Raw genomic sequence first — 24,873 nt, 5'->3', positions numbered from 1 at the left:
GATGATCCGAGTGACATGACGGGGGTAAAGTCAAAAGTACAACTAATCCGCTTGTTTATGGAAAATTCAAGGAGATTCCGGCGATATTAACTGCACTTTTGTCCTTACGAGCCGCATTATCCTCTCTAAGGCTAGATCTAATTGTATTTTTGTCGTTAGTATTACAGCAAGCCACTCAGCCAGCGCTAGCAAACGACATGAACCGTCTTAACCTCATACGGCTTCATCGGGAGCTCTACGCTGCCGGCGTCGCACACAAGCGGTGTGAGCGGACGCTCCAGCAGGTTGGTAACCTGGGCCTCACCTGCAGCAGGCAGCTGCAGTCGGATCTGCTCGCGGCCGCCGCCCGATTCGTACATCCGCAGCACATACCCCTTGCCAGATTCCGCAGGCTTCAGCGTATCCAGGATTACCTGCTTGCCCTCCAGCTTGGCGAAGCTGTGGCTCGCCGGCAGCTCTCCTTCGTGAGGCGTAGCCAACAAGCTCTGCACTGGGTGGTTCAGCTCATAGCCACGCTTCACGACTGCTGCCTCTTGCCAGCTGCCGGCATGCGGCAGCAAGGAATACTTGAACTCGTGCTCGCCCCGGTCCGCGCCCGGATCAGGCCAGCCTGGTGCACGCAGCAGCGACAGACGGAGTGTGTGTCCTTTAATATCATAGCCATACTTGCTGTCATTGAGCAGCGCAACGCCATAGCCCTGCTCGGACAGGTCTGCCCAGCGGTGGCCGCATACCTCGTACTGCGCTTCCTCCCAGCTCGTGTTGCGGTGCGTCTTGCGCGGAATGGCACCGAACGGAATTTCATAGGTGGCCTGCTCACTCAGCACCTCTACGGGGAAGGCGACCTTGAGCAGCCTGTGCGACTCCTGCCAGTCGACGCGGGTCACGAAGTCAATTCGGCCGTCATGATGGCGGAAGACGATATCCTGTTCGATTGTTGATTCGGACAGCTGCCATGACATTCGAAGAATATCTGCAGCTTCGCCCTGCTGTACCACGTCAACCGACTGCAGCTGGGCTTCGCCAGCCGGATGCTGTTCGTAAGCTGGATCGATATCCCAGGCATCCCATACGAGCGGCCGGTCATGGAACAGCTGGAACTGATTCGCGGTCTCGCTCGCAGCCAGCACCTCGCGGCCTACCGCCTTGTCGTGGAGCCGGCTCCATTGCCCGCGTTCATTCCACTCAACGATGTAGCGCGCCGTCTCCCAACGTCCATTTGCCGAGACCGGTGCTGCGCCAGACACCGTCTCATCCTGGCTGTTCACCGTCTTCCAGCGCCCGTCTGGCGCAGCTGGTGTAGGAGTGGTGGTAGCAGCCGCCTCATCCTGGTCGCCATTCGCCGGCTCGCGAAGCCAGATGACGAAGGTGCCCAGCGCTGGCATCCGCTCTACCCGGATCGACCATTCGATGCGGCCGTCTTCGAGCAGATGCTTGTCACCCACTAACCGCTGTCCTTCACCGTCGTAAGCCTCCAGCTTCAGCCATTCCTTACCGCCCAGCAGCGTCACGATATCCGTACGCTCCCACGAGAGGCTGTTGAAGAGCACGACCGGCTGGCCTTCACCCTCTGTATCCAACCGGCTCGCCAGCAGCGACAAGGCTGCTTCTTTTGCCTGCTCACCACAAGCGAGAATCTTCTTGTAATCCTGCGTCGAGCGCTCGTACACTTGCGGGATCGACGTCCCCGGAATAATGTCGTGGAACTGGTTGAAGAGCAGCAGCTTCCAGCCCTCCTCCATTGACGGCACGTCCTGGCCAGTCACCAGCTTCGCCAGTGTGCCCCACAGCTCGGCATCCCGGTAGAGCACCTCGGCCTGACGGTTCCACAGCTTGTTGCGGGCATGGGTCGTATACGTCCCCCGGTGCAGCTCCAGATACATGTCACCTTGCCATTCCGGGAGCGCCGCGCCCGAGTCCCGAATGCCGTCGAAGAACGCATGCGCGTTGCTGAACTTCGCCGCCGGCAAGCCTGGCAGAGCCTCCGATCGCTTAGCGTATTCCAGCATCTCGCGGGTCACGCCACCGCCACCGTCGCCGTGGCCATAGAGCAGCATCTGCTCGGGATGTGCGGACTTCTGCTTGAAGCTGTCCCAGTGGGTACGCAGCTCCTGGGGATGCGTGTATTCATTGATGCCATGGCACAGGTAGGAGAGCACCGACGTACCATCGATTCCCGTCCATTGAAAAAGATCATAAGGGAACGGATTCGTATCGTTCCAGTTCATCTTGGTCGTCATGAAGTATTCCATATCCGCCAGACGAAGCAGCTGCGGCAGCGAAGCGCAGTAGCCAAAGGTATCCGGCAGCCATTCAATACGCGGACGCACGCCGAACTCCTCTTCATAGAAGCGCATGCCGTGAATCAGCTGACGCACCAGTGACTCGCCGGACGGAATATTAAGATCCGGCTCAATCCACATGCCGCCCACCACTTCCCAACGGCCGGAAGCGATATGCGCCTTCACCCGCTCATACAGGGCCGGGTAATGCTCCTTCACGTACGCATAGGTTTGCGGCTGGCTCTGCGCATACGTGAACGCAGGATACTCATCCAGCAGGGTGCTCATCGTCGAGAACGTTCGGCTGCACTTGCGGATGGTCTCCTTGGCCGGCCACAACCAGGCCAGGTCGATATGCGACTGGCCCACCATATGCATAATGCCACGGCTGTGGGCACCTGTATGACGGACCGCATCGAGCAAGCGCTGCTCCAGCTCGGCCAAGCCCTCGCCCTGCCGGATAGCAGCCGGGGCGAGACGTCGGAACTCTGTCTCCGTGCCATGAAGCGCACGGATAATGTCCGAGCGGTTCAGATCGCCTTCCGGCAGCAAGGCTGCCGCCTCATAATATACCTTCACCGTATACAGCAGCCGCTGCAGCGGCTCATTGACCAGCACCAGCTCATTTTCCAGCAGCTGCAGCGGCGCCGGGTCATACTCGGCAGGCTCGTTCTGATGATTCAGCGCATCGACCGATTGGGCAATTGGATTGTAGAGCTCGATGGATACCTGCCACGAGGACTTGCCTGGGGGCAGCGAGGCATAGCTGCGGTTGCGGTCGAGCCCGTGATGCGGCACGCCGTCCAGCGTTACCAGTCCTTCGTGCATGGTGAATTGTCCGGGAGCTCCGACTCGCACCAGCAGCCCGGCTGCAGCGCCCTGCCAAGACGCCGGCAGTTCAACCGTCTGCTCCAGGCAAATCGTCATCCCCGTATCAATCAGCCAGTCTCCGGTACCGACAGCGACTTCCTCACTGTCCGTATACCGATAGTCGCCCGGCCCCTCATAAACTGAACGACGGGCTTGCCACGCGCCAAGCGGCAGCCGGTCGGCATATTGCTGTCCCGCCAATTCATCAATAAATCGTTTGATTCTAAGCATGACGACCTTCCTTCCTGTCTTGCGCTACCGTAATCTCGACCTCATCCGGCCGGTACACCGCCAGCAGCTCGCCGCCCGCATCGGTGGCGAACAACACCGACCGCTCGCGCGTCAACTCGAAGCTGTAGGCACAACCAGTGACTTCGTCACGGACTTCAATCGCTGCATCGGCCGCATATTCCGAGATGAACACGTAGAGCGACCCGTGGGCAAAAGTAAGCCTGCGGCCATACACACCCGGCAGCCCGCCGCCCTTGAGCCATGTCATCTCCGGCTGCACGCCAGCCGCCGCCAATGCATGACGATACACGCGGAGAAGCGGCTCGCTGCGGTCGTTCAGCTCCAGCGGGAGCGCACACCAGAGCAGGCGGCCCGCCCCCAGCGGAATCTCCATCAGCTCTGACGTGCCGCCTTTCCCTTCTCCGGAGACCGATTTGACGGTTTCCGCAATCCGCCGTTTGCTATAAGACACCGGCAGCAGCTCGCCGCCAAGCGCCAGCACTTCTTCGCGCACCACATTGGTCGTCCGCTGCGCCCCCGCCTCTTCCGCCAACCGGCTCGTCTCCCGCCAGTAGGCGTCCAGATGAAGCGGACCCGTCCATAGCAGCACAGCTCCGCTGCGGCGGACATAAGCCATCAGACGGTCGAAGGCTTCGGAATCAAAATTATGCGGACTCGGCACGATAATCAGCCGCGGCTGCGCCTCCTCCAGATCGTCCAGGCCGTATTCGCTCACCGCAAGAAACGGTACCTTCAGCTCATAGCCGAGCACCCGCGTCAGCCGTGTCGTCGCCTCAAAGGCCAGAGGCCGGTTGGAGAAGTCGTTGGAGTACGGATACACGACCGCCACCTGCTCCAGCTCCCTGTCCACCAGCAGATCGCGGATCTCCCGCATGAACGAGCCGAACCGATACGAGACATCGGCTTCCGGCTTCTCTGTACCGTCTGCACGCAGAGCGCCGATATGGGACTCATTCGCATTGTCCATATAGTAGTTGGTATTCCAGATCCACTGTACGGCCCCTGCACCACCTGCGGCAAAAGCATAGGCGTACTTGCGCTCCAGCATCGCCCGCAGCTCCGCCTCGGTCCGCTTGGCGCGGCCGTCTGGCGTTTCGACGTACATGATGCCCGTCTCCTGTACCAGATTCGGCCGCTGCAGCGTCTTGGCGAAGATACCGTCCCACAGCAGCTGGTCATTCAGCCACCAGGAATGGACCGTCGTATAGTCGACCTCCTGACCATAGAAGAGCGGTGACGGCCGCTGCGCGCCAAGCGCCTCGTCCTGGCCCACGGTCACCAGTCGGTCAGGACAGATTTCCTTGATCGTCGCCGTCAGCTCGCGTGCCCAGCGGTTGTGCATCGCCATGGAGAACAGCGTGTAGTCGAGAATGCGTGTGCCCCGTTTGCCCTGGTGCATGTCCTGGACGTCCATGTTGATCTCTTGAGGCTCGGGCGGTCTGGCGGCTGAGAAATCCGGCAGCTCCGCTGCGGTCATGTTCCAGCGTTCTTGCAGCAGCCGGATGTCGCCGTGCCGCTCCTGCAGCCAAGCACTATAGGCCGCTTGCTCGAAACGGTCGCCGCAGGTCCGCGGGCCATCCGAGAATATCCGTGCCGGATCGAACATCGACGGTTCGTTGATCAGATCCCAATCAACATGCGTGGAGGCCTGGTGACGGGAAACAATCGCCCGGATGAACCGTTTCTGCGCCTCGACGCTGCGTGGATCGAGATACGGATTCACCCCTTCCCAGGTCTCCGGCGTAAAGGAGAAGAACGTAAAAGTCAGCTGCAGTCCGTGCCGCTTGGCAGTCAGAATGAACGCATCAAGGGCGCGCAGCACCTCCTCGGAGGCGTGACCATCGACTTGCATCATATTGCGGTAGGCCGTCCAGACACCGGTCCGAATCCAATTAATACCTGCCTGGGCCATCTGCGCCATGTCTTTATCCCACACGGCTGCATTGGGCAGGAACAGGAACTTGCGTGCCACATCCGAGGTCATATACGTCATGCCGACGACTGGCATCGGACGCCCGTCCTGGATGAAATAATCGCGGCCGCAGGCAACAGGCTCTCCCGCCTGCAGTAGCTCGCGGTCCATGCCCCAGATGCCCTGCCGCAGCACCCGGCGTTCGCCGCGCTCGCTGCGGAGCTGGCATTCCAGGCGGTAATAGCCAGCCTCTAACTCCACCAGCGGATACAGCCGCTCGCTCCGGTATTCCCGATCCGCTGTCCATTCAGAGGTATGGCGCCAGCAAGGCTCGGCTACCCCGTCCTTGTACATCGCCAGCTCAGCAGTCCAAGCTACCTGCTCAGTACGTGGCCCCAGCTGCTGATATTGCAGCGTCAGCATCGGCCGCTCGCCTGGCTCGTAGCTGGCATAACCTGGCTTGAGCCACACCTCGGTCACGCCCCAGCCGCAATAATCCGCCCACCGCAGGAGCTGGGCGATCCCGCCTTCTTGCCAGAACCGATCGCCTGGCTGCTGATTGACGAACAGCCAGCGGCTGCCCGCGAAGCTGCCGCCCGTGTTCTCCCAGAGCACGACAGGCGCCGCGACCTCACGGCCCTCGGCGGACACGCCCTTAACTAGCGCATGCAGCCGGGCATCCATCGGTCCTGCGGAGCCCATCTGATGTGGCAGGTCACTGCTCTTGGTCACATGGGGCACCATATTCCAGGTCGGCGCATTGTCCAGCAAGGGCACAGCCTCTGCCAGCAACGGGATGTCCTCGGATGCAGCCAAGCTCTTCACTGGGGAGCTGTCGACCGGCAGCATCTCGTGGATACGCAGCGCACGGTGGTAAGCCGTCTGCTCCGCTTCTACCGTCCATTCTGCCCCTACACGGCTAACCGGCCGGCGAAACGGCTCCGCGCCAACGCTGACCAATCCGCCGCCTGCCTCCAGATAGCGGATAATGGCGGACCAGGCGGCCTTGGGGAAATACGGTGCATGCAGATTGATGAAGCTGCCGCCGTCCTGTGCATCTAGGGCTGCAGCGAGATCGTCTGCTGTCGTCACACGACCAAGCGAAGCCAGCGCCTCTCCAAGTCCTTCAGCCTGTGGAGCGCCAGGAAAGTTCGGGTCGTACAGGATGATATGGGAGGATGACATTAGAGCAAGTCCTCCTTCATCGCCTGATAGACGAGCTGGGCGAACAAGCTGTTCGACCAGGCAAACCAGTCGCGCGTGTACGTAGTCGGATCATTGGCATCGAACCCTTCATGCATATAACCCGTGCCGCCGTCGGTCGCTTCCAGCATGTTGATCATGGCCAGCTTCTCCTCTGCCGCCTGGGCAGTCAGTCCCTGCATCGACAACGCCATATGCCAGATATAGCCAGGCGGCGTGTGCGGACTGCCAATTCCCCGGGCAGCTGAGCCCTCGTAGTAGAAAGGATTGCTGTGACTGAGTGCAAAAGCCCGCGTATTGCGGCAACGCTCATCATCCAGTCCGGCATAGCCAATGTAAGGAATGGACATCAAGCCCGGCGTTCCCGCATCATCCATCAGACAGTGGTTGCCATAGCCGTCCGTCTCATAAGCATAGATTTCACCAAACTCGGGATGCCGGTAGATGCCGTACAGTTCAATGCCGCGGCGAACCTCCTGCTCCAGCTGCGCCAGCTCCTGACGGAACGACTCGTCGCGGTACACCCACTGGGCGATCTCCTGCATCTGGCTGAGCGTCACAGCCGCCAGCATATTAGCCGGAATATTGTAGTGAAAATCACACGCATCATCACTCGGACGGAAGCCCGACCAGATCATTCCGGTATAGTTGACGGGCATCCCCAAGCCCCCGCGCTGCAGCGTATCCTCGGGAATCCCGTTGTCACGGACAAAACGGTACGGAGAACGCTCCGTGTGATATTGCTCCGTTCTCCACAGGGCGTAAGCGGCTCGCATCGCTTCCTTGAAGGAAGCATCGAAGATGTCCGCTGCGCCTGTCTCCTGCCAATAGCGGTAGGCCAGCTTCATCGAGAAGCAGATCGAGTCCAGCTCGAACTTGCGCTCCCACACCCAGGGCGACATCTCGGTCTGATCCTGAGTGTTCCAGTGCCAATCACTGGCCGTTTCATTAAAGGCATTCGCATAAGGGTCCATCACGATACAAGCCGCATGACGACGAATCAGACCGCCAAGCAGCTCACGCAGCTCGCGGTCCTCCTTAGCTAGTGGAACATAGTGCATCACCTGCTCCACCGAATCTCTCAGCCACATCGCTGGAATATCGCCGGTAATGATGAAGGTTGTGCCGTCTGCCATCCGTTTAGTTGTCGTCTCCAGCGTATTGGGGAAGCAGTTGCGGAACTGCGCCAGCAGCCGCGGCCGTCCGGCCAGTTTTTCCTCCGCCTCGGCGAGCACCGCCTGCACCGACTCCGGCAGAGTCAGGGCAGGCATCTCGATGGCGGGCAATCTGAATTGTTTCATCTGGGGTGGGCCTCCATTTCTATTCTTTGACCGCGCCGATCGTCAGACCTTGGACAAAATAGCGCTGGAAGAACGGATAAGCCAGCACGATGGGTCCGGTGGCCAGCACGACCATCGCCATCCGCGACGTATCCTGTGGCAGCGACGAGAGCAAGCCGACGTTCACCGACGGATTGTTGGAATTCTGCAAAATGAACTGCATGCTGTTCTCGATCCGCATCAGCATCGCCTGCAGTGGCACCAGATTGGCGCTATCAATGTAGAGCAAGGCATTGAACCAGTCATTCCAATAGCCAAGCGTACTGAACAATCCAATCGTCGCCAGACCCGGCAGGGACAATGGTAGCACGAGACGAGTGAAAATCCCCAACTCACTCGCGCCATCGATCTTGCCCGCTTCAATGATCGATTCCGGTACCGAGATCGAGAAGAACGTCCGCATGATCATGATATAGAACGCGTTGACCGTCAGCGGTAGAATTAGCGCCCAGATACTGTCCTTGAGCCCCAGCAGCTGCGTCACTACGATGTACGTCGGCACCAGGCCGCCGTTGAACAGCATCGTGAAGAAGGCAAAGAATGCGAAGAAATTACGATACTTGAAGCTCCGTCTGGAGATCGCATAGCTGAACAGCGCAATCAGCACCAGCGACAGCACCGTACCGATCAGCGTCACCAGAATCGTAACCCCGTAGGATTGCAGCAGCTGATCGCCGCTCCGGAATACATATTTATAAGCCTCCAGGCTCCATTGCTCAGGCCAGATGCGATACCCGTTTCTGCTAAGCGTCATCTCATCCGTCAACGAAATGATGACCACGAACAAAAAGGGAAACACGCACAAAAAGGCAAACAATCCGGCGGCGAGCACCGCACCTGCGTTGGCCACCGGATTCAGTTGGGAAAAATTACGGCTCTTGCGTTTCAGTCCGGCCATTGCCCTTACCCCTTTCCTTGTTACGTCTGTTTAATCTGTTGTGTTTTACATAGTCCAGTGGGTGTATTGAAAAAGTACCGGAGGGTGCGGTATCAGTTCTGGAGAAGCGAAGCGCTCGCCTTTGTTCCCAGATTTCCCCCTTTAAGGGGGTTACCTCATCCAAGAAATCTGGGAACAACAGCGATCGTAAGAACGATACCGCGACCCGCAGGCCTACTTTGTCTAGAACAACGCGTTGTCCTTGTTAAACTTACGCACCACATAATTCGACGTAATCACCAACACAAAACCAACCACCGACTGATACAAGCCCGCAGCCGTACTCATGCCGATCTCACCCGTCAGCTTCAAGCCGCGGTAGACATACGTATCAATTACATTCGTGACCGAGTAGAGCGTGCCCGAATCGCGCGGCACCTGGTAGAACAGTCCGAAGTCTGCGTAGAAAATCTTGCCGATCGCAAGCAAGGTCAGAATCGTCATCAGCGGTACCAGCATCGGAATCGTAATGCGCCGGATCTGCTGCCACTTGTTGGCGCCATCGATCATCGCCGCTTCATAGAGCGACTTGTCGATCCCCATAATTGCCGCCAGATAGACGACACTGCTATAGCCGACCGTTTTCCACACATTGACCAGCACAAGAATGAGCGGCCAGTAAGTCGGGTCGTTGTACCATTGCCGCAGATCCCAGCCCATATAGCCGAAGAACTGATTGACGACCCCTTTGTCATAGCTCAGGAAGCTGAATACAAAGTAACCGACGATAACCCAGGACAGGAAATGCGGCAGAAACATCCCGGTTTGAAAAAATTTCGCAAGCCGCTTGTTGACGATCTCGGACAGAATAATCGCCATCGCCACCGACATGATCAGGCCCAGAATAATGAACACCGCATTGTACAAGACTGTATTTCTCGTAATGATGTAGGCATCCTGCGTGCTGAACAAAAACTTGAAGTTATCCCAGCCAACCCACGCGCTGTGGATAATACTTGCCAGGAAACCATCCGTATGATAGCGGTACTGCTTGAATGCAATAATGACGCCGGCCATCGGCAGATAAGAAAAGCAGATGAACCAGATGGTGGCGGGCATAACGAAGAGCAGCATCGCCTTATTGCGATAGATATCTCTGAAGAAGCGTCCGATTTTCATATCTTCTCTCCTCACCTTCCTACGCAGCCTGCCGCAGCAGACCGGAATAGAGAGCAGGCGAATACGGAGCTCCCCCGCATTCGCCTACCCTTCCTTTGCAATTGATTACTGATTGGCTGCCCACTCGTCCAGCTGACGCTGAGCTTCCTCCATGACGCGGTCGAGACCAGCGGCTTTGAATTTCTCGATGGCTTTGGCCGTATACTCTTCCGGATCGACCGTGCCTGTCATAATGGCAGACCAGAACTCTTCCTTGACGTTCTGCAGCGATGCGATCTCCGTGGTCACCGAGGACGTGTCGAAGTTGAAGCCAAGAATAGGTGATGGGACGCCTGCTTCGTTGAACGTACGGAACTCATCCCACTTGTTCTCCGGATCTTCAGGGTTCAGGTACGTCAGCAGGACGTTACCCAGCGAGAAGGTCGGCATGTCGTAGTTTTTGGACTCCGGCAGGTTCTCGGCCACATTGTCGCCGACCTTGTTGAAGTGAACGCCTTCGATACCGGAGTCTACCATGTTACGCAGCACCGGATCGGTGTTCAGCAGGTTCAGGAATTCCATCGCTTTCTCTGGATGCTTGGAGTTCGCCGAGATCGCCTGCATCGAGCCCATAACGGACCAGTTGTAGATCGTCGGCTCGCTAGCCGGTGTCGATACAACCGGGTAACCCAGGCTTGCAGACCAGAGGTTGTCGGCAAACGGCTGCGTGGCTGCACGATCTGTGAACCAAGTGCCTGCATTGAGCGCATCCTGCATCGTATCCAATGTTGCTACCTCTGTCGGGATGTAACCGGCTTGGTAGAACTTGCGCATCGTTTGCAGCTCTTTCTTCATTTCTGGCGTCTCCAGAATGTTCACGACCTTGTAATCCTCGGAGTCCAGTTTGACCGCCATCGGCATTTTCTCGATCAGGTAGTCATAGCCAGCCAGTGGCATGAAATCCTTCGCGATCGCCAGCGGCGTGATGTTCGGCTCATTCTCCTTGATCGTTTTCAGCAGCGGCTCCAGGCTCTCCAGGGTGGAAACCTGGCTGATGTCCAGGTCGTACTTGTCAACCAGCTGCTGGTTGAAGCGCCATACCTCTTGCGCTGGCAGCTCTTTGTTGGCCGGTACGCCGTAATTGACGCCGTCTACCTTGGAGCCTTCCAGGAAGGCCGGGTCCAGAACATCCAGGATGCCTTGGCCATGGCTTTCGAGCAGATCGTTGATCGGCATGAATGCCCCTTTGCGCGCGCTTTGGACATAATCGAACGCCCAGGAAGCCGTGAACATAATGTCCATCGCTTCGCCGGAAGCCGTCATCACTTGCAGCTTTTGCGAATATTCGCCCCAATCGAGCATGTTCATTTTGACAGTGGCATTAATTTTCTCAAGCGTGTATTTATTGATCTCTTCATTGACCTTGGCCAGGTCCTTCTGCGGCGTACCGATCGTGTACCAGACCAGCTCTACCGGAGCCTCGCCTCCGTTATCGCCGGTTTGGGCTTGACCGTCTGTTCCCGTCTGATTGCTTGGCGCATTGTTACCTCCCGAGCAAGCAGTCAGCACCAGCGAGCCCGCCAGCAGCATCGACATTGCCATCGACCATTTCTTTTTGTAGACCATTGTGATTCATTACCTCCCTTTTATGAGTCAACGCTTTCCTTCTGCTCCCTAAAGATACCGCATGAAAACATTTGCAAAAAGAAGTGAAACTAAAGATATAGTGTACAAAGTAAAGAAACGTCATGTGAAGCGTGCTAAATGGTCCTAGCCCGTCATGAACTCATGCAAGGGGCAGGCGACATAAGCCAGGCATGGCTGAGAATATACATAGATGAAGCAGCTTATAACCGTGAGGAGGTCTATCCAATTGACCCAAGTACAGGAGCAAAGCGAGTCTCAGCGGAGATTGGAGCAAATTGAACGTTGGAAAAGGCGTGAGGAGGAGCAAACGGCGCAGCTGCTGCAGGTACTCCCTCAGCTGGAGCCGCCGCTGATCAGCGTACTGCAGGAATGGCGGCCGATTCTCCGCCTGACAAGCCGCTACGCGGCAGACTGGCAGCAGACCAGGCCCTTTCAGTCTGCACGGCCAGAACCGCACACTGAGATTCAGGTGGAGTGGTTGACCAGCGAAGCTGTCCGTCAGACCGAGGAATGGTCGCGTCAGTTAGGCGTTCTGCTGCAACACAGCAGAGCCTTGGCAGCCGATCCGGAGGCGTCTGAGCTTGTAAGGCAGTTTATCCGTGAATCCCAGGAAACGATTGGTGTCCAGTTCACGGCCGACCCGGCAGCACCGCCGACGTTTGCTGCTATAGAGCAATATGAGGAAGAGAATCGGACAATTGATGGGGATACTCCTTCCCCCGATAAGCCTGTTAATTCAGCCGAAGCGGACGGCGAGCATAGCCGCGCAGAAGAGGAGCCTCCGAATGCACCAGACATGAACGGTGGTGCAGTCGGCACAGACAACCATATGTCAGACGACAAGCCCGTGCCGATCGGCGGCCACACCCTTCCGCCCCTTCCCTATGCCTACAACGCCCTGGAGCCTCATATTGACGAGAAGACGATGCGCATCCACCATGATATCCATCACAAGAGCTATGTAGACGGTCTGAACAAAGCTGAGAAAGCATTGGAGAAATCCAGAAAGACGGGCGACTTTGACCTCGTCAAGCATTGGGAGCGCGAGCTTGCCTTTAACGGTGCGGGCCATTACCTGCATACGTTGTTCTGGATGACCATGTCGCCCGTTGGCGGCGGGACACCGCCGGAGCCTCTGGCCGGGCAGCTGGCCTGGGATTTCGGCAGCTTCAAAGCCTTCCAAGAGCAATTCAGCCAGGCAGCCGAAAAGGTAGAAGGCGGCGGCTGGACCATTCTCGTCTGGAGCCCCCGTAGCGGGCGGTTGGAGATCCTCCAGGCCGAGAAGCATCAGAACCTGTCGCAGTGGGACGTGATCCCGCTCCTGCCTCTCGACGTGTGGGAGCATGCGTATTACCTGAAGCATCAGAACAAGCGCGCTGACTACATCAAGGACTGGTGGAAGGTTGTCAACTGGCCCTTCGTCAATGAGCGCTTCGAGCAGGCCAGTAAGCTGCGCTGGAAGCCTTATTAAGCGAGCTTAGGTATGTTACAACAAAAAGCGCCCCTTACGTCAGGCGAACTGACGTAAGGGGCGCTTTTTAATCGCTTGGGCTGATGTCCAGAAGCCGGATTAGCGTTACTGTGGACTCGGCCCGGGTGGCAGCAGCCTGAGGCGCGAACAGAAGTCCTTCCCGTCCGGTTATCAGCCCCAGCTGCCGGACAGCCTCGACCGGACCGGCAGCCCAGCCGGGGATATCCTCTACATCGGCAAATGTAACAGGGACGCGAGGTGGGGATTCGAGCGTGTGACCTGCCAGCCGATACAGGATAACCGCCAGCTCGGCCCGGGTAATCGGTGCTCCCGGACGGAAGCTTCCATCCTCATACCCTACGAAAATACCCGAATGTACAGCTTCACTCACAGCGTCTGCCGCCCATCCCGGAATGTCTCGTCCATCGGTGAAGCGTTCCCTCGCTGAATAGGGATCGGGATCGGCAGCAGTGGACCAGTCGGGCCCCTCATTATGCAAGCCTGCTCCAGAGAGCATAACGGCTAGCTCAGCTCGTGTCACCTGACGCTCGGGCCAGAATGTTCCGTCCGGGTACCCCCGGACAATTCCCAGTCCGGCTGCCTGGCGAATTTGCCCTTCTGCCCAATGTCCGGCCAAGTCGACAAATGAAGGCAGTGTCGGCTCCGCTTCCCCTTCCGGGGGCTCTGGAGACGGCTCAGGCTCAGGAGACTCTTGCCCGCCTTCAGGTTCCTCTGCCCCCGGATCTGGCGGGATCACGACGGGTGGCACCCATGGCGGCGGCGTTTGCGGACGAACGATCTCCAGCGTCAGTATGCTTTGAATGCCATGCACCGTCTTGGCAGTCACTGTGATCGGTCCGGCTTCGGCTGGCGCTGTGTAATCCGCCATAATCCTGCCATCCTTGTCGGTTACGGCTGCACGGGGACGGAGCTCACCTGCAGTGGCAGCCCATTCTATACTGGCGCCAGGAACCGGCGAGTCCTCGCCATCTGTCGCCGTTAGCACCAATGTCGTCTGTGTGCCTGTATGAACTGTCGGCTGTTCAGCTGACAGCTTCAGCTCCGCTGGCAGCGGCACGACGCCAAATACGAGACCGGCTGGCGGACTTCCTGGTGCCACATCGACACTGGTCTCGACACGGAATTGCCCAGCTGGATAATAACCCGCTGCTGGTGCGCGAATCACGGGGGCAACCAGTTCCACTTGCTCATTGTCCCCAATCCTCAGCGGTACCGTGACCCTTACGCGGTGGCCGGCAGTGACATCGACAGTGGATACCGGCACACCGTTCACCCGGTAAGCACCGGCCTCTTCAGCGAATCGGCTTCCCTCCGGCAGTGTGAGCGTAATTGTATCTACTGAGCGGCGCAGTGCGCCTGCCGGTCCCGTATGAAAATGAACGACCCACTGGCTGGCTGCTTCAGCATCGGTCGTCTCCGGGAGCATGCGTACGGAGGCCACCGCCGAGACCGGCTCGTTGCGAAATACCGGTCCGCTCTCCGCCATCGCTTGTAGCGGGTCCCGGGTGGTCTGCAGCCGCAGTGCCTCACCGCCGTAGTCTCCAGCGGATGGGTTAGTCACACCTTCAATGCTCAGATTCACCCTAGATCCTGGCTCGGCGGGCGACCCGCCCTCCGCTGAGGCGGGAACGGTCAGAACGACCTGGCGCCCTCCCGCATACACGTTTACTCCCGCTACCGGCCGTCCATCCAGCTCGTACGCAGCCGCATGATCCGGAAATTGCGTCCCGGCTGGAGCTTCCAGCGTGATGCTGTCCCCTGCCGCCAGACCACTAGTAGCGACAAAGTCTGCCTCCCAGCGGCCGGGCATCCGGGCATGCGGCGGTTCGACCTGTAACGCCAGCTCCTCAACCATGGATAACCAGGCGATCGGCACCTCCGGATGAGCAGGCATTACGTCCAGACTGGTCGATACGGCATAAGCTACACTCGGGCTCGCCTCCGCTGGATTTCCCGTCCCGCTGGCAAGCACGACATACTCCCGGCCCCCAAGCGACAGCGCATTCGCCGGTACCCTCAGCGTCACCTGATGGGGCTCAAGAGCTTCCAACCTGTCCACGACAACGCCGTTAACCGTATAGTGCGCGGGATCGTCAGAGAAACGGGTGCCTGATGGTCCGAGAAGCGTAATTGTCTCCAGGCCTGTCGTGAGCAGCCCGTCCGGGCTCGTCCGAAATCGGACGACCCATTGCGACACCGCACCCAGCTGCGGTGGCATAGCCTGGAACGAGACATCTTGAACCATAGACGGCTGGAGCTTGGCAACAACAACCGGACCTTGAGGCGAGACCGGCGCAGGATCGGCCTGGGTGGCTACGGCAAACACACTTCCCGGGTACGTGCCGGGCTGTGGCCTGGTGGACATGAGAACCTCAATCTCCACGTAGGTGGATGGCCCGATCTCCAGATGCGGGCTGGAGAACGACAACGTATTTCCCGAATATCGGACAGATGAAGCTGACACCGTAAGTCGGCTGCCTCCGACGTTTACATAGATGTCTCGGCCTGTCAGCAGTCCCTGAGGTGCCGTAAGATGAACGCTGTCGAACACCCGTACCACTCCCGAAGAACTGGTGACAAAAGAAATCGTCCAGGCACCTCCGGTATCCAGCGCCCGCCAGTCAAAGCTTACGGCTTCGATACGCCCTTCGGCAGCGTGCGCGCTTCCAGACGCCAGCATTCCGGCCCACGGGGCGGCAGGCCACCAGGCCATGACGGCTAGCATCAGGTATAAGGTGACCTTGCGCAATTGATAGTGGCTCATGAGATTCTCCTTTAACCATTAAGAATAGGTCGGACTAAAGAATACCATAGCAGAGCCACTGCCTTTCTTTCGTATATCAAAAGTTATATTCAACAGACCTCTCTTACAAGAGCCCTAGCTGTCTTGCCCGCTCGATCGCCTGGGTGCGGCGTCTGACCCCGAGCTTCTCATAGATCCGATGCAAATGAATCTTCACCGTTCCTTCCGCTAGCTGCAATTGCTCAGCCAGCTCTTTGTTGGACCAGCCTTTGGCTGCCAGACCCAATACCTCCCGTTCGCGGACCGTCAACCCCTCAGTCACCTGGTCCGCTTCATGTCGGTGCGCCCGCTCCGCTGAACGCTCCCGGAGGGCCTTGGCCATCTGTAGGCCCCACTCATCCGGCAGGATGAGCGCAGGCGACAACTGCTTATCCCCATACTCCAGATAGAGGTAGCCGATAGGACGACCCAGATCATGGATGGGCAATACTGCTAATCCCTGTAAGCTGTGCTGTCTGAGATAAGAATCCGTGCCAAAAACACCAAAGGCTGCCTCATCCATCAGCAGAATCGGCTCGCCTGTGCGTTCCACCATTCTAAAGAGGGAGCCTGGCCCGCTTCCCTCTCCAAATGCATTCTCCCAGCAGGCCGTGCACTTGCCCGGAAGCCAGCGGGCGGCTATCCGCAGGGTATCCTCCTGCCGAAGCAGTAGCGCCGCTGCGGAAGCTGCCGCACCTTCAGCAACAGCAGTCAGGAGCTGGCGCCAGGACAAGGATGTCGCTGAAGAAGATACGTCTACAGTTCCTGTGAAGAGGTTGTAGTTGTCCGTCCGGTTCATGATGCTAACGCCTGCTGCTGCGACGCCAGCCCCCTCATCCCCCATGCTCTTCAGCACAGGTGTATCTCTGCTCCACCGGGCCCTTGGGAGCTCGATACCCGATTCCTGCCAGAGGCTTGACCATTCGCGCTCCAACCGGTCAGCAAGCATGAGGGCTCCCGTACGCTGAGCGGATTGCCAAGCCGCTGCAGAGAGCAGTGCCGCCCCCATACACCGGTCGGCCTGGCGATGAAGTGCAGCTGCACGCTCCCCTGCAAGAGCGGATAGCAGACCATTGCGCTGCAAACGACTCGCACGCATTGCCTTTTCATAGAGAATGACCGCAAGCTCCCGGTCCCCCTTCATGCACGCTTCATCACCAAGCAGCAGGTTATATTTGTACCCGTAATTATCCGGAGCCAGCTCCGCCCAGACAGAGAGCTGAGCGAGCGCTTCCTCCAGCCACGCCACGTCAGCTATGGAGGTCGCCGCAAGTCCGGTATACAGCCAATATTCGGGATGATGTGGAAGTACGGTCACTTCAGCGACAGCCTCCCGGCAGGCGGCTGCCCATTGTAGCGCTCGTTCAGGATGTCCCTGCAGCACTAAGAGCTGAACCTGCATGGCTGCGAATTGACCGTACAGCAGCGCATGCTCCGTAAGATTGCAATTCCCGGGCGGCAGTCCTCTCTGACCCGGGGGCGGCCCTTCGAGGGTATAGTATCTACCAGAGGCAGACGCCCCGTACCGGAGCCGCTCCACAAATTCCACATACAGGTCAAGGGCAGCAGTCAGATAGGGATCCTCCCTTCCCCCTTGACGATCTGCTTCCTGGACCTTGCGCCAGCGGAGATAGCGCTCCAGCCTACGCAGATTGCCTGCCAGATAATAAGAGCAGGCCTGCATTCCCGAGAGAACCGTATGGGCATGCAGCAGCCCTGTCGCTGTGGTGGACTGCGCCGCTTGCCGCAGAAAACGCCCCCGCTCACGAGGAGAGAGGAGACGGGCATAGAGCGGGAATACAGCTCCGTACACATTGGCCCGGATGTGCATATCCTCCTGGGCATCTGCCATCTCCACAGCTTGTTTGGCAAACACGATGGCTTGCTTGCCATCCCCGGCAGTCCATAACATCATCCCTGCCAGCCCGGCATAAGCCTCCACCGTTCCGTAATTCCTGCCTCCCCGGCGGATGGCCTCCGACAGCAAGAATCCCAACAAGCGGTAATCCGCAAATCCGGCTGCTGCTGCCGTAGCCATCAGCAGGTCGATAATGGTTTCGTTCGTTACGTCCCCCCGCTCCGGCAAGCCTGGCTCATCCATAAATCCGGCAGCAGTGCGCAATTCGGCCAGCAGCCTATCCGCGCTCGGGGTACGGGGAATCTCGACACCCAGCTGCCCTAACAGCATGATCCCCTTGTCCACCGCCTCTTTACGACGATTGGCGTAAGCGTGCTGCTTAGATTGAACGATGAAAATCCGTGCCCGCTCGCCAGCATCCCGGGCTGCTGACTCCAGCTCGGCTGCATACGTCTCCGCCCGCCCAGGCGCACCAGCAAGGTATTCCAGCCCCAAACGCATCAGCGATATCTTAAAATGAGCTTCACGCTTCCCTTCCGACTGCAGCAGTTGCTCAGCAATGCTGGTATAGAACAGACTGGTCTCGTAGTCACAGCTCGCAATTGCCTCTTGGGCCGCCCGATGGTTGAGCTCGGCCAGTTCCGTGCGATTATGCTCCATCTGGGTGCCGATGCAGCGATTGAAATGTCGCAGGAGCTCGGGGAGATTCTCCCCTCTCCTATGATCGGGTGCATGCCGGAGCAACCAGTTCCCTGCACGGCTATGCATGCAAAGCCGGATCTCCTTGTCCAGTTTGGCTTGAGCGGCAGCTCGTACCGCTTCGTCAGGGATCCGCCATCGCTCTACGCCTGCACCGGGGCACCTCACCAACAAGCCTTGGTCCGCTGCTAGCTGAAGCTCCTGCCTCAAGGTATGTTCCGGCAAGCCGGTCACGGCAGCCGCCAAGGACAGCTCAGGCTCCTCCCCTAGCAGCGACAGCACACCTAATCGTTCCTGCAACGCTTTTGGCAGCCGCTCCAGACGGTCCGTTGGATGAACAAGACGGGGCGCTAATGGCTTGAGCGAGTCCAACATCGTCTCTACGCTTTCCCATAGCGCTCCGGTTTCTGTGTAACGAAGCAAACCCGTCTCCATATGAGAAAACAGCCAGCTGGCGATCGTCCCCGGGTGTCCACCACTCCACCGATAGAGCAGAGAAGCCATGCGCTCTGCTTCGTCCCCAGCCAGTCCCCCAAGCTCTGTAATCCAGCTTCTTACAGCCTCATGCGATAACGCTTCCACACGCAGCTGCATGGCCTTGCCCCTGGCAGGTATCTCGGCACCTCCTCTTACAGGAGACTCACTCTCCTCCTTACCGCTCGTGCAGACCATAATCAGCAACAGGCTGGGTGGGCGTGTGGCTACCTCTAGCCTCTCAATCAGCTGGCGCAGAGCCGGATCTACCAGATGCCAGTCGTCAAAGCACAGAACGACAGGAGCAGGACCGTCGCATAGCACTCGCAGCAGGCGGAGCAGCATGGTCTCTAACTCCCGCCGCGCATCGGCACCCGGCGGCAGAGAGGATCGGGGGACTTGATCATGTCCTCCCAGCGCCTGCCCAAGCTCAGGGAGCAGGACCGCAAGGGGACGGGCGTAGGCTCCGACAGAACGCCTCAGCCGCCTCCGGTACAGACGCAGTACACGCTCCTCCGTAGTGAGTAGCTGACGCAACAGCATACGCAGTGCAGTCAGGAGCGGCGCGTAGGGTCCATTGGCCCCATCTGCGAGACCGCAGCTTACACTGACTAATCTTGCTTGACCTCGCAGCAGCTGACGATACCTGTGTAGGAGAGCCGTTTTTCCAACCCCTGTCTCTCCTGAGACTACGATGCAAGGCGATGCACCTTCTCGGCATTGTTGCCATGCCTCCAGCATCTCCTCCAGCTCGTACTGCCTGCCGGCCAGGACACGGAACGAATCATACACCACTGCCTCGCCCCTCCTTCATAGCCTTAGATTTTCAAAAAAAACCGCCTCTTCCCGAAACATATCGGATGAGGCGGTCCCTTTATTGCTTCAGCAGCGACAAGAACTCGCTGCGCAAAGCGGCGCTGGTCCGAAACTCGCCGCGAACGGCGGAGGTGACGGTTTTGCTGCCGTATTTTTTGACGCCACGGGCGCACATGCACAGATGCTCACCCTCCACGACGACCATCACGCCGTGCGGCTGCAGCACTTCATCCATAATATCTGCAATCTGGGAGGTGATGCGCTCCTGCACCTGCAGGCGCCTGGTAATCGCATCAACCAGCCGGGCCAGCTTGCTGAGACCGGCAATCTTGCCGCTCGGGATGTAACCAATATGGGCTCGTCCGAAGAATGGCGCCATATGATGCTCGCACTGGCTATAGTAGACGATATCCCGGACGATGACCAGCTCTTCATGCTGCTCGTCAAAGGTGACACCCAATACTTCTCTGGGGTCTACTCCGTATCCGGCAAAGATTTCCTCGTACATTCGGGTGACGCGGGCCGGGGTTTCGAGCAAGCCTTCACGTTCCACGTCCTCGCCGACAAGCTTGAGGATTTCCTTGACATGATGCTCGATTTTCTCGCGATTGGTGTCGACCATCTCGTTCACATACTCTTTTTTGCCTGCCAAGTGATCCCCCCGTTCCTCAATTTCAATTTTTGCGATGTATTATCTGCGCCTTCCGCCTGGCCGCTGTTGATTTTTCATCATGGACTGCGCCTTTTGCAGTTGCTGCTTATTCATATTATAGCCCATTTGCTTGGCCATCTTCTGAAGCATCTCCGGATCGCTTTGCATTTTTTCCATTTGTTTGCGGAGATAGAAGACACCGATGAAAAATCCGCCTGCTAATCCAACGATCAGCGTAATGACAGGAATCACAATATCCCAAGCCGACATGATGTGTTCTCACCTTTCCTTGTTGAAAGTTAATCAACGCTTATCATACCATGTTAGGCCGTGCCAGTGCCACCGTAAATCGCCACTTTTCAAACCACGGAATTGTAAGGTCAACATAAATTTTCCTTCGCCGAGTCATACTACAGAATATTGATTCCAGGGGGAACGGGAAACCATGAACAACGCGCCGATTGCTCAGACGCATCACCAAGAGCCGATTCCTGCAAACATGACAGACACACTGCATCTCGTGAAGACCCGGCTCGGTCACAGTACCGACCTGGTTACCAGACAAATGCAGGTCATGCATGCCTGGCCTGCAGCGTTGCTCTACATTGAAGGCATGGTAGACACGCAAATGCTGCATCAATCTATATTGGAATCTCTGATGCAGGAAGTACGGCCGCTGCCAGAATGGGAGGGGGACAAGTCAGCATGCCTCACCTATCTGAGGAACGAAGTGCTCGTAGCCGGAGATATGGAAACCGTCGACAAGCTTTCGGATCTGCTCGACTTCCTGCTAGCTGGCAGCGTTATTCTGCAGTTGGATGGCCTCAGTACAGCGATTGCTATCAGCGCTTGCGGCTGGGAGGATCGTAATGTGACTGAGCCGCAGTCCCAGACGGTTGTCAGGGGACCCATGGAGGGATTCACCGAGAATCTCAGGACCAATACGACGCTAGTTCGGCGCAAAATCCGTAGTCCCGAGCTGTGGCTGGAGACGATGCCGATTGGTCGGGTCACCAAAACCAATGTCGCCCTTATGTTTATTCATGGCGTGGCCGAGGACGGTATTGTGGAAGAAGTGCGCCGGCGGCTTCGCGCCATTGAGATCGATAGCGTGCTGGAGAGCGGTTATCTGGAGGAATTCATTCAAGACACGGCCAAAAGCCCGTTTCCTACGCTTTACAACAGCGAAAGACCGGATACGATTGCCGCAGGACTATTGGAGGGAAGAGTAGCCATTCTGGTGGATGGGACGCCATTTGTTCTTCTGGTACCTGCACTGTTCAATCATTTCTTCCAATCTCCAGAGGATTACTACCAACGGGCGGATATCAGTACACTGATCCGCATGATTCGCTACCTCTGTTTTTTCATTGCCATGCTTGCGCCTTCGTTTTATATCGCGATTACAACCTATCATCAGGAAATGCTACCCACCGGACTCTTAATTAATCTCGCTGCCCAGCGCGAAGGGGTCCCCTTTCCTGCCTTCATCGAGGCTGTATTGATGGAGTTGACCTATGAAATTCTGCGTGAAGCCGGCGTTCGCATACCCAAAACGGTCGGACAGGCTGTATCTATTGTGGGTACTCTTGTCGTCGGGCAAGCGGCTGTTGAAGCCGGGGTCGTCTCGGCGGCGATGGTCATTATCGTGTCCATTACGGCCATCTCTAGTTATGTTATTCCCGAAAACGGCATGTCTATCGCTGTACGGATGCTTCGTTTTGTGTTGATGGGACTGGCTGCTGCCTTCGGATTCTACGGAATCCTAATCGGTATGTTATGCATCTTGCTGCATCTGACCAGCCTCCGGTCCTTCGGTGTCTCTTATATGAGTCCCTATGCGCCCTTTCAGCCTTCAGACATCAAGGATACCCTCTTCCGCCTGCCATGGACACACATGCGCAGACGTCCATTGTCTGCAGGCGGACCAGGCAAGCAGCGTCTCAAAAAACCACCCAAGCGGGTGTAAATGGAGGATGGAGCCATGCGGTTACGGGTGTTACACATTGTTATTGCGGGCCTCATCCTGCTATCCGCTACCGGGTGCTGGGACCGCAAGGAGCTAAATGAACTTGGCATTGTCCTAGCCATGGCTGTCGACAAGGACGGCGACAAGGGCTACAAGGTCTCCTGCCAGGTCGTCGTTCCCTCCGAAGTCGCCTCCAATTCCGGCAAAAGTACGACGACAACCGTCACCCTTGTACAGGCCACCGCTACCACCATCCATGAGGCACTATATAAAATGACACTAAGCAGCCCCCGCCTGAGCTATATGTCCCATGTCCGGCTGCTGGTGTTCAGTGAGGAAGTCGCCCGTGAAGGAATAGCAGATACACTGGAAGCGCTCATCCGCGATCCCAATTTCCGACCCGATTATTATATTACCATCGCCCGGGGCTCTCCGGCTGAGGATATCCTGACGATTCTGACCCCGCTGGAGAGCATTCCAGCCAACAGTCTGTTCTATTCCCTTAAGAATTCCTCGGATAGCTGGGCACCGACGATTGCCGCCTATGCAGATGATACTGTGGAGAAGATGGTTTCCAGTGGGGTCGAGCCGGTACTGACCGGCGTTCGTATTCTCGGAGATCGGGTCGCAGGCGGAAGTAAGGATAATCTTACGCACATCAAGCCGGAGGCTAGACTAATGTTCACCGGGATGGCCGTGCTGATTCGCGACCGGCTGATCGGTTGGATGGATGAGGACGAAAGTAAAGGCTATAACTACATTGCAGGCAATGTAAAGGAAACTACCGGTCATATGAACTGTCCAGAGGGAGAGGGGGTTGTTTCTCTAGTGCTGCTTCGTTCAACAAGCAAAATTATTCCCCGCCTGGTGAATGGCAAACCAGCGTTTGATGTAAAGCTGCAAGTCGTGCAAACGATCTATGGTGACTCCTGCGAAACGTCGCTCAGCTCCGACTATGCCATCAGACAGCTCCAGAAGATTAGCGAGCGGAAGCTGATCAAAATTATGGAGGACTCCGTCAATGCAGCTCAGCATCGCCTACGCTCCGATATATTTGGATTTGGAAGAGAGTTTTACCGAAAATATCCATTGCATTGGAAAACCCTTGCAATGAACTGGAACGAAACGTTCCCCTCAGTCAAGGTCAACATCGAAGTAGAAGCCCAAATCCGCCGTATTGGCACGCTGGATGATTCCATTATCAAACAGATGAAAGAAGAGATGCCGGAATGATCACCCTGGTATTCTGCGTAATTGTTCTCGCCATCGTGATTCCGCATCTCTGGGTACTTGGCCGAAAGAGACTATACCGGGAATTGGTGGTCTTCTGCCTGCTGATGATTCCAGGGATCGCCTTTTCTTATATGGCTGCCACTCTCATTATTATTGAGGAGCCTTTATTTTTTTTGGAATGGATCTACCGGCCGGTGAATGACCTGTTCTCGATGTTTTTTCCATCCTAGCTTGCAGGAGGTGTATACGGATGCTTGAGCCCGGTAAAATTTCGATCCGCCAACTCACTGTTCTGTTCTACCTGGCCATGATTGGTGACATGATCATTATCCTGCCGCCGATTGCAGCAGGATACGCACACCAGAACGGCTGGATTGTTGCACTCGCCAGTATTCCCATGGGCATGGTTCTGGTGTGGCTGATGCTCAAGCTGGCTGCTCATTATCCCGATTCCAGTCTGGTCCAAATCTGTGAACGAATACTTGGTCGATGGCTAGGCGGCCTGGTTAGTGTTACCTACCTGATCTTCTTTGTCATCGCAGGCTCCATCTACGTGCGTGAGGTAGGGGATTTTTTGACGACACAATTGTTTGCCAATACACCGATTAGATATATTCACCTGCTCTTCATTGCGACTCTGCTCTGGGCGATCTGGCATGGACTGGAGTCCATCGCCAGAAGCGCAGAGCTGCTACTCCCTTTGTTTATCCTCATTTACATAGTCTTAATTCTCTGTCTGCTTCCGGAGATCGAAGTGAGCAGACTCAAACCGATTTTGGGAGAGGATCACCTGTGGATGCTGCGGGGAACCATGCTGACGACCTTTTACCCCTTTGGCGAAATGATTGTCTTTCTCATGGTCATTCCCTACGTTCAACACCAGAAGCATCTGAAACGTGATGTACTCTTAGCCTCGTTGTTAGCCGGCTTGACGCTCGCGCTCATCATCTTCATTTCCTTGACCGTGCTCGGTTCTTTCTTCACGCAGCATAATATTTATGCCACCTACACCTTGACGCAAAAAATCAATATCGGCGGGTTTTTGCAGCGGATTGAAGCCCTCATGGCCGCAGCATGGGTACTGACCACCTTCCTCAAATCGTGTCTGTTTTTTTATGCCTTCGCGCTTGGAACCGCACAGTTGTTCAAGCTAAGAAGCACGAAGCCGCTTTATGTGCCCACAACGTTCATAATATTTGGCCTCTCTCTGCTTGTAGCTACCGATGTCAGCTATTACCTCAATACGATCGTACCGTTCTGGATTGATTGGAACCTGACATACTCCCTTCTATTTCCACTCCTATTGCTCGCTATTCATCATATCAGGAACCGCAAAAAGAGCGTTTTGCCTGGATAA

Annotated in this window: 15 protein-coding genes; 5 read left to right on the top strand and 10 right to left on the bottom strand. The window is 56.9% G+C overall.

Annotated features, from left to right (window positions below; all coding sequences use genetic code 11):
* Positions 1-185 precede the first annotated feature (185 nt).
* From F556_RS0124765 to F556_RS0124740, 6 genes are all read right to left on the bottom strand, one after another.
* A complete protein-coding gene (locus F556_RS0124765; protein WP_020619699.1) occupies positions 186-3,383 on the bottom strand; it encodes an alpha-mannosidase in 3,198 nt (1,065 codons plus the stop codon).
* Positions 3,376-6,501: an alpha-amylase family protein gene (locus tag F556_RS0124760; RefSeq protein ID WP_020619698.1), complete on the bottom strand. Its 3,126-nt coding sequence runs from the start codon at positions 6,499-6,501 to the stop codon at positions 3,376-3,378. The genes F556_RS0124765 and F556_RS0124760 overlap by 8 nt, the downstream gene beginning before the upstream one ends.
* Complete coding sequence (locus F556_RS0124755) at positions 6,501-7,820, bottom strand: glycoside hydrolase family 125 protein (RefSeq protein WP_020619697.1); 1,320 nt, start codon at positions 7,818-7,820, stop codon at positions 6,501-6,503. The genes F556_RS0124760 and F556_RS0124755 overlap by 1 nt, the downstream gene beginning before the upstream one ends.
* A gap of 19 nt (positions 7,821-7,839) precedes the next feature.
* The gene (locus F556_RS0124750; protein WP_020619696.1) at positions 7,840-8,757 is read right to left on the bottom strand and encodes a carbohydrate ABC transporter permease; all 918 of its coding nucleotides are present in this window, start codon (positions 8,755-8,757) and stop codon (positions 7,840-7,842) included.
* Positions 8,758-8,979: 222 nt separating this feature from the next.
* Positions 8,980-9,915 carry an ABC transporter permease gene (locus tag F556_RS0124745; protein ID WP_020619695.1) on the bottom strand — a complete coding sequence of 312 codons (936 nt, stop codon included), beginning with the start codon at positions 9,913-9,915 and terminating at the stop codon, positions 8,980-8,982.
* A gap of 105 nt (positions 9,916-10,020) precedes the next feature.
* Positions 10,021-11,520 carry an ABC transporter substrate-binding protein gene (locus F556_RS0124740; protein ID WP_020619694.1) on the bottom strand — a complete coding sequence of 500 codons (1,500 nt, stop codon included), beginning with the start codon at positions 11,518-11,520 and terminating at the stop codon, positions 10,021-10,023.
* A 247-nt stretch (positions 11,521-11,767) separates the two neighbouring features.
* On the opposite strand from F556_RS0124740, the gene F556_RS0124735 reads away from it, so the two are divergent.
* Positions 11,768-13,012, top strand: a complete 1,245-nt coding sequence (locus tag F556_RS0124735; RefSeq protein WP_020619693.1) for a superoxide dismutase — start codon at positions 11,768-11,770, stop codon at positions 13,010-13,012.
* Between the two features lie 67 nt (positions 13,013-13,079).
* Here the strand turns inward: F556_RS0124735 and F556_RS0124730 are convergent, their stop codons facing one another.
* The 4 genes from F556_RS0124730 to F556_RS0124715 all read right to left on the bottom strand — a co-directional run bounded on the left by F556_RS0124730 (position 13,080) and on the right by F556_RS0124715 (position 20,584).
* The gene (locus F556_RS0124730; protein WP_020619692.1) at positions 13,080-15,797 is read right to left on the bottom strand and encodes an S-layer homology domain-containing protein; all 2,718 of its coding nucleotides are present in this window, start codon (positions 15,795-15,797) and stop codon (positions 13,080-13,082) included.
* 103 nt (positions 15,798-15,900) lie between these two features.
* Positions 15,901-19,641, bottom strand: a complete 3,741-nt coding sequence (locus F556_RS0124725; RefSeq protein ID WP_020619691.1) for a helix-turn-helix transcriptional regulator — start codon at positions 19,639-19,641, stop codon at positions 15,901-15,903.
* Positions 19,642-19,720: 79 nt separating this feature from the next.
* A complete protein-coding gene (gene folE / locus F556_RS0124720) occupies positions 19,721-20,314 on the bottom strand; it encodes a GTP cyclohydrolase I FolE (protein WP_020619690.1) in 594 nt (197 codons plus the stop codon).
* A 39-nt stretch (positions 20,315-20,353) separates the two neighbouring features.
* The gene (locus F556_RS0124715) at positions 20,354-20,584 is read right to left on the bottom strand and encodes a YneF family protein (protein ID WP_020619689.1); all 231 of its coding nucleotides are present in this window, start codon (positions 20,582-20,584) and stop codon (positions 20,354-20,356) included.
* A 175-nt stretch (positions 20,585-20,759) separates the two neighbouring features.
* On the opposite strand from F556_RS0124715, the gene F556_RS0124710 reads away from it, so the two are divergent.
* The 4 genes from F556_RS0124710 to F556_RS0124695 are packed head-to-tail and all read left to right on the top strand — an operon-like array spanning position 20,760 to position 24,873.
* On the top strand, positions 20,760-22,283 hold the full coding sequence (locus F556_RS0124710) for a spore germination protein (RefSeq protein ID WP_020619688.1): 1,524 nt from the start codon (positions 20,760-20,762) through the stop codon (positions 22,281-22,283).
* Positions 22,284-22,298: 15 nt separating this feature from the next.
* The gene (locus F556_RS0124705) at positions 22,299-23,516 is read left to right on the top strand and encodes a Ger(x)C family spore germination protein (protein WP_020619687.1); all 1,218 of its coding nucleotides are present in this window, start codon (positions 22,299-22,301) and stop codon (positions 23,514-23,516) included.
* A complete protein-coding gene (locus tag F556_RS0124700) occupies positions 23,513-23,746 on the top strand; it encodes a hypothetical protein (RefSeq protein WP_020619686.1) in 234 nt (77 codons plus the stop codon). Before F556_RS0124705 ends, F556_RS0124700 begins: the two co-directional genes overlap by 4 nt.
* Before the next feature lie 20 nt (positions 23,747-23,766).
* A complete protein-coding gene (locus tag F556_RS0124695; RefSeq protein ID WP_020619685.1) occupies positions 23,767-24,873 on the top strand; it encodes a GerAB/ArcD/ProY family transporter in 1,107 nt (368 codons plus the stop codon).

It is taken from the genome of Paenibacillus daejeonensis DSM 15491 (genome assembly GCF_000378385.1).
In the GTDB taxonomy this organism is placed as follows: domain Bacteria; phylum Bacillota; class Bacilli; order Paenibacillales; family Paenibacillaceae; genus Paenibacillus_D; species Paenibacillus_D daejeonensis.
This window is presented reverse-complemented; position numbering and strand designations above follow the sequence as displayed.